Here is a 5,841-nt window from a genome sequence, read left to right as displayed (position 1 = left end):
GATGCATGTTCCATGTTTTCACACCGATTGTGCAGCAGATGTACAGTCTTGTACGAAATAGTTATAAATTGTCTTATAAATCGACCTTGATTTTTCTTTCACTTCTCTGTATAATGAATAACAGTAAACTCCAATATTTTGTAGAATTATATAGAATGTTGTGATAATAGAGAAAAAAGTGGAGGAAGTCATATGTCAGCCAAGAACAAAGCAGAAGTCTTGATTGCAGGGAAAATATATACTTTGAGTGGATATGAGAGTGAAGAATATCTGCAAAAAGTAGCTACATACATTAATAATAAACTGGCAGAGTTTAAAAAACTGGAAGGTTATAATCATTTGTCAAAAGAGACCAAAGGAATTCTGTTGGATCTGAATATTGCAGATGATTATTTTAAAGCGAAAAAGCAGGTAGAACTTGTAGAAGAAGAACTGGCATCCAAGGACAAGGAATTATATGATTTAAAACACGAAGTAATCGGTGTCCAGATCCGGTACGAGACTGCTGAAAAAGATTTAGAAAGACTGCAGAAAGAATCCACGGAATATCAGAAAAAAATTGTGAAGCTTGAGACAGAGCTGGATGAATTATTGAGGAAATAGACAAAGAGAGGCTGTTGCTTAAGATAAATCGTGCAACTGCCTCTTTTTTGACCAGTACCAGAGCGTGTCTGGAAAAGGAAGGAATTTCCAAACACGCTCTGGATAATGATAATGAGGTGACTGATGAAAGTAGAATTACTGGCCCCGGCAGGGTCTTACGAAAGTTTAACAGCGGCACTGAGTGCCGGAGCAGATGCTGTTTATACAGGGGGAAGCAGATTTGGAGCCAGGGCATTTGCCAACAACCTGACGGAAGAAACATTGCTTCAGGCGATAGATGAATGCCATTTAAGAGGAAAGCAGCTCTATCTGACCGTAAATACTCTTTTGAAAGACAATGAATTGGCGGAACTGTATCAATATATTCTTCCCTACTATACAAGAGGTCTGGATGCAGTGATTGTGCAGGATATGGGTGTGTTTACATTTTTAAGAAGGGAATTTCCCGATCTTCCAATACATGCCAGTACGCAGATGACCATTACGGGATCGGACGGTGCAAAACTTTTAAAAGATCTTGGGGCATCCAGGATTGTTACGGCAAGGGAGTTATCCCTGCAGGAGATTGCCGGTATCCATGAAAGGGTAGATATTGAGATAGAGAGCTTTGTGCACGGTGCATTGTGCTATTGTTATTCCGGGCAGTGTCTGTACAGCAGTCTTATCGGAGGGCGCAGCGGCAACCGGGGCAGGTGTGCCCAGCCATGCCGTCTGCCATATGATCTGTACCAGAACGGCACAAAGATCAATTATGGAGCAGAAAAATATCTTATGAGCCCCAAGGATATGTGTACATTGGATCTGATTCCGGATCTGATAGAAGCTGGTGTCTATTCTTTCAAAATTGAAGGAAGGATGAAAAAACCAGCATACACTGCCGGAGTGGTTCGCATTTACCGCAAGTATATTGATTTGTATGTAAAAAATGGAAGAGAAGGGTACCGGATCGAAGAAAAGGATCGTTTGGAACTGATGGATCTCTACAACCGGGGCGGTTTTTCTACTGGGTATTATAAAACCGGGAACGGACGAGAAATGATGTCGCTGGTTCGTCCCAACCATATTGGTACGAAAGCGGCTAAAGTCGTGGATACCGGGAAGAATATATTAAAGCTAAAAGCGGCAGAAGCACTTCATCCCGGAGATGTTCTGGAATGTCTGGATGAGAAATCAGGGCAGAAGGGCACAGAATTTACCATAAGAGAAGAAAAAAAGCCTGGAGAAATCTTTCAGGTTAAAATTCCTTCCGGGAAAAAACCGGAGACTTGTAAAACAGTGATCCGTACCAGAAATGAACAGCTGCTAAAGCAACTGGAGGATACGTATCTGGTTGGGAAATTGAAAGAAAAAATTAATGGGAAATTAATACTTTACAAAAAAAATCCTGCTATACTCGAAATAAGAATGGGGGATTTTGCAGTTCAAGTTACGGGCGACGAAGTAACGGAAGCGGTGAATCAACCATTGTCTTATGAAAAAGTAAAAAAACAAATGCAAAAAACAGGGAACACGCCCTATATATTCGAAAAACTGGATATTGATATGGAGCCTGATATTTTTCTTCCCGTTCAGTCGCTGAATGAACTCCGGCGAATGGGACTGGAAACGTTGACCAGGGAAATTCAGGAGAGTTACCGAAGGGGTCTTCCTTCAAAAGAAAATACGGAGTCCTTAAGGTCTGCAGGTTATCAATATGACGAAAAAGGTAATGCTTTAAAAGAAAATAATCAGACTGGTATCCCAATTCATGTATCACTGGAATCCCTGGACGCCCTGGAAGGTCTGCTTAGACTGGATGAAGTATCCGGGATTTATCTGGACAGCGCTGCTTTTAAAGATAACCGTGAGTTCCTGAATTCCGGAACATACATCAGGAAGTGTCATGAGGCAGGAAAAAAGTGCAATTACATTATGCCGTATATTTTTCGGGCAGAGACCAGAAAATATTATGAATCCGATGCTGCCCGCAGAATGTTGTCGGCATACGATGCCATAGTAGTGAAAAGTCTGGATGAAGCCTGTTATCTGAAAGAGTGCGGATTGACGAATCCCTTAATTGCAGACCATAACCTCTATGCATTTAACCGGGAGTCAGAAGCGTTTTTGAAAGAACAGGGATTTGCTTCTGATACGGTGCCTTTGGAACTGAATGCAAAGGAAATTGGAAAAAGAGGCTGTGCAGACAGCGAGATTCTGGTTTATGGACACCTGCCGATGATGGTCAGTGCCCAATGTCTGAAAAAGACAGCCGGCAGATGCAATAAAGTGCCGGAAGTACTGTATCTGCGTGACCGTATGAAAAAAGATTTTCCAGTGAAAACGAACTGCCAGTTCTGTTATAATATTATCTATAACAGTGCTCCGTCAGTACTTCTGGAAAACAGAGATGAAATCAGAAAATTGTCTCCGGCGGCGATACGGCTGAGTTTTACATTGGAAGATAAAAAACAGGTTCTGTCAGTTACTGAGAAATATATTGATGCATTTTGCAAGGAGAAGGACATCAGGCTTGATTTGCCTGAATTTACAAGAGGGCATTTTAAGAGAGGCGTGGAGTAGGTGGAAAAGTGACAAATCTTATCATTCAGGTTTCAAAATATGTAATTATCATTTTAATGGCGATTTATACATTGCAGAGCTATGTGGTATTCCGTAAGGATGAAGACGATGCTGATTTTTTATTCTTAAGGCAGAATGTAATCATGTTCTGTATGCATTTTGTGGCGTTCATGGTACTTTATCTGGAAATGGAAGAATCCCAGCTGCTGTTTTTCTATGGCGCACAGGTAATTTATCTGGCGGCAACTCTGGTGCTGTTTCGAAATCTCTATCCGAAAGCATCCAGATTATTGATCAATCATATGTGTATGCTCATATCCATCGGTATGATTATGATTACCAGGATCTCTTATGACCAGTCAATTAAGCAGTTTAAAATCGCGGCTGCTTCTACGGTATTGGCATTGTTTATACCGGTCATCATACGCAAGCTGCGCCTGATTACAAAATGGGCTTGGGTGTATGCTGTTCTGGGAATCGGACTATTAGGTCTGGTTGCTGTAGCGGCACGGTCAACTTATGGCGCGAAAATTGCTTTTACGGTGGGAGGAATTACCCTGCAACCATCGGAATTTGTAAAAATAATTTTTGTATTCTGTATGGCTGGACTATTGCTCCGTGCTAAATCATTTAAGGATATTGTAGTGGCAACGGCTTTGGCGGCACTCCACGTTCTGATCCTGGTAGTATCCACGGACCTTGGAAGTGCGCTGATTTTCTTTATTACGTATCTGATTATGCTTTACGTAGCTTCCAGAAATGTACTCTATCTGGCGGCGGGGCTTGGTGCAGGAAGCCTGGCGGCGGTTGCGGCGTATTTTCTATTCTCCCATGTGCGTGTGCGTGTAGAAGTGTGGCTGAATCCTTTTGCGGATTATGCAGGAAATGGTTATCAGATTGCCCAGTCTTTATTCGCCATTGGCGCAGGCGGGTGGTTTGGAACCGGATTATTCCAGGGCTCACCTACGGCAATACCGATTGTAGAGCAGGATTTTATGTTTTCAGCAGTGACGGAAGAACTGGGCGGGATATTTTCTATCTGTCTGATTTTGGTATGTTTGAGCTGTTTTATTATGATTCTGAATATTGCCATGAGATTATCCAATCCCTTCTACCGGCTGGTTGCATTGGGACTTGGTACGATGTATGCGGTTCAGGTATTTCTGACAGTGGGTGGAACTATGAAATTTATCCCGCTCACCGGTGTTACACTGCCATTTGTCAGCTATGGAGGAAGCTCTATGCTAAGTACGCTGATCATGTTTGCGATCATACAGGGACTGTACATTCTTAGGGAAGACGAGGAAGAAAGCATTGAAAAGGAAAAAATCTACGGACAATATCCAAATTAATGAAATACCGGTGAATGAACCCCAGCGAAAGAAAAATGCGGGACCGGAGTCCCGGGGTGGCAGAAATAAGGATATGATGAAAGTTGCATATCTCTTCGCTGCCATGTTTTTTATGCTGATTGGTTATCTGGTATATTTTAATACAATAAAAGCGGATACAATTAATTCAAATGTAAATAATACGAAACAGGATGCACAAGCGCAGAAGATTGTCAGGGGTGCTATTATATCTTCCGACGGTGAGACGCTGGCAGGAACTAATGTGGATGCCGAAGGCAATGAGGAACGCCTTTATCCTTATGAAAATATGTTTGCCCATGTGGTAGGATATGCCAGCAATGGTAAGGCAGGTGTGGAGTCAACTTCAAATTATGATCTTCTCACATCCCATGCATCCATTCTGGAGCAGGTGCAGAATGAGGCAAAGCATGAAAAGGTTCGGGGAGACAGTGTGGTGCTGACTCTTGACACCAGACTTCAGACAGCGGCGTATAATGCCATGGGTGTGTATAAGGGAGCCGTGGTAGTCATGGAACCCAGTACCGGTAAAATACTGGCAATGGTTTCCAAGCCGGACTTTAATCCCAATACTATATCCAGTGACTGGGATACCCTGGTTTCGGATGAAACCAACAGTTCTCTTCTGAACCGTGCCGTACAGGGCTTATATCCGCCGGGATCTACCTTTAAGATCATGACTGCACTGGAATATATGAGGGAACATCCCGATTATCAGAATTATAGCTATAACTGTACCGGACGTATATCAAAAGAAGATGTGACGATTACCTGTTTTGGGGGAGAAGCCCATGGGCAGGTCAATTTAGCGGATTCCTTTAAATATTCCTGTAACAGTTCCTTTGCCAATATGGGACTGGAACTGGATAATATCGCATTCAGAAGTTTATGTGAAGATTTTATGTTTAACAACACGCTGCCGATTTCTATGGAAGCAAGTACAAGCCGTTTTGAACTGAATGAACACACATCCTACGGAGAAGAGATGGCAACGGCAATCGGCCAGGGAAATACCCTGGTAACGCCTCTTCATATGGCGTTAATCACCTCAACCGTTGCAAACTCAGGTACTTTAATGAAACCATATATCATTGACCGCCTGGAAACCTTTGACGGGGATAAGGTAAAAGAAAATAAACCGGAGGTATATAAGGAATTAATGTCGGCCCAGGAAGCCGGGATTCTCTCTGATTTTATGACGCAGGTTGTAGAAGGCGGAACGGCAAAATCCCTCAGCGGACTTGGATATACCGTAGCCGGCAAGACCGGATCTGCCGAGTATGAAATAGGGTCAAATGCGGCGGATAAA

The 5,841-nt window shown here is 42.7% G+C and carries 4 protein-coding genes; all 4 read left to right on the top strand.

From position 1 onward, the window contains the following. Nucleotides 1–192 precede the first annotated feature (192 nt). Nucleotides 193–603 (top strand): cell division protein ZapA, encoded by a 411-nt coding sequence (gene zapA, locus ACH2DQ_RS06425; RefSeq protein ID WP_394911171.1) that lies wholly within the window; start codon nt 193–195, stop codon nt 601–603. 123 nt (nt 604–726) lie between these two features. Continuing rightward, the gene (locus tag ACH2DQ_RS06420; protein ID WP_394911172.1) at nt 727–3,162 is read left to right on the top strand and encodes a DUF3656 domain-containing protein; all 2,436 of its coding nucleotides are present in this window, start codon (nt 727–729) and stop codon (nt 3,160–3,162) included. An 8-nt stretch (nt 3,163–3,170) separates the two neighbouring features. Beyond that, the gene (locus ACH2DQ_RS06415) at nt 3,171–4,514 is read left to right on the top strand and encodes an FtsW/RodA/SpoVE family cell cycle protein (protein WP_394911173.1); all 1,344 of its coding nucleotides are present in this window, start codon (nt 3,171–3,173) and stop codon (nt 4,512–4,514) included. Continuing rightward, a partial coding sequence (locus ACH2DQ_RS06410; protein ID WP_395026024.1) for a peptidoglycan D,D-transpeptidase FtsI family protein occupies nt 4,477–5,841 on the top strand: 1,365 nt, incomplete at its 3' end. The genes ACH2DQ_RS06415 and ACH2DQ_RS06410, both read left to right, overlap by 38 nt.

The sequence above is a fragment of the Robinsoniella sp. genome, from assembly GCF_034124845.1.
This window is presented reverse-complemented; position numbering and strand designations above follow the sequence as displayed.

Excerpts from the sequence above, each read along its gene's own strand:
- zapA (WP_394911171.1), top strand. The coding sequence starts at position 193 with ATGTCAGCCAAGAACAAAGCAGAAGTCTTGATTGCAGGGAAAATATAT.
- ACH2DQ_RS06420 (WP_394911172.1), top strand. The coding sequence starts at position 727 with ATGAAAGTAGAATTACTGGCCCCGGCAGGGTCTTACGAAAGTTTAACA.